At 62.8% G+C, this 1,076-nt stretch carries 1 pseudogene; it reads right to left on the bottom strand.

What is annotated here, in order from left to right:
* Positions 1–929: pseudogene (locus EOA24_RS38975) on the bottom strand (hypothetical protein); the annotation flags it as partial.
* Positions 930–1,076: the final 147 nt, after the last annotated feature.

Genomic DNA, 1,076 nt, shown 5'->3' with positions numbered 1-1,076 from the left:
TCCTGTTCCTGGACCCGCGGCCGGGGCGCCGTGCCCGGAGCAGCGAGCAAAGGCGCGGCTTCGACCTTCGCGACCTCGGCCGGCTTGGCGTTCGACGGCATCTCGCGGCAATTCGCCGGCACGGGATTGCGCAGGCACATGCTCTTTTCGGTCAACAGATCGAGCGAATCGAGGCTGGTGACGAGCTTCATCTCCAGCATATCGTCGGGCTCGATCTGCCGGATGTCGCTGGCGGGCGTCGTCTTCATCACATCCAGCACGCCCTGCTCGACGCCCATCTCCTTCAGATAGGCCGACAGGCGTTTCTCGACCGCCTTGCTCATCTCATAGGTCTTGTAGCTGCCGGCATTCTTGCGGCTGACGACCCTGGTGCCGATGATCTTCTTCTTGCCGTTCACGATCCGATAGGTGGTGCGGTAGAGCAGTTTTTCACGCCGGAAGGTCGTGGTGATCTGGTGGACACCGAGATAGGCCCATTCGCCAACGACGCGGCGGATGCCGCCGGCAAACATCAGCGGACAGGCCGAATTGCACATCGCGCCGCTGTCGTAAGCGACGCCGGAATAGGGCTGCTGCCTGGCGTCGTCGCCCCGGCAGTTCTTCATCCCCGGCGAGCAGCCGGAAAACTCCGTGATGCCGACCGCGATATCGAGCTTGTTCTTGCGGATCATGCGGCCAAGCTGGAGCGCGGCATCGACATTGCCGCCGGGAGAATTGACGACGATCGGCAGTTGCCTCCCATCGAGCGTCTTCAGCAAGCGCCTGAACAGCGCCGGCGTGCCGGCCTCGATCGTGCCTTCGGCGGAAATCCATTCCGGGCAATTCGGCTCGCAGCCCGTCGCGCTGCTCCTCACCACCACGAAGCGCATCGTCGGACCGAGATCGGGCGGATCCTCCTTTGCGGCGGCGCCAAAGGCGGCCAATCCCATGGCGATAGCCAGCCCGAGCCGGATAAGCCGCCGCAAAATGATTTTTGAACGAAACGCCGAAACCACGCCTGGCTAGCCCCTCGGGTACAACTCATACTAGTTCCAGCGACGATGCTTGCAACAGAATTGAGCTTGCCGGCCCGATAC

Source organism: Mesorhizobium sp. M2A.F.Ca.ET.039.01.1.1 (assembly GCF_003998035.1).
Classification (GTDB): Bacteria; Pseudomonadota; Alphaproteobacteria; order Rhizobiales; family Rhizobiaceae; genus Mesorhizobium.
Note: the sequence above shows the minus strand (reverse complement) of the source record. Positions and strands in the feature narration are given on the sequence as shown.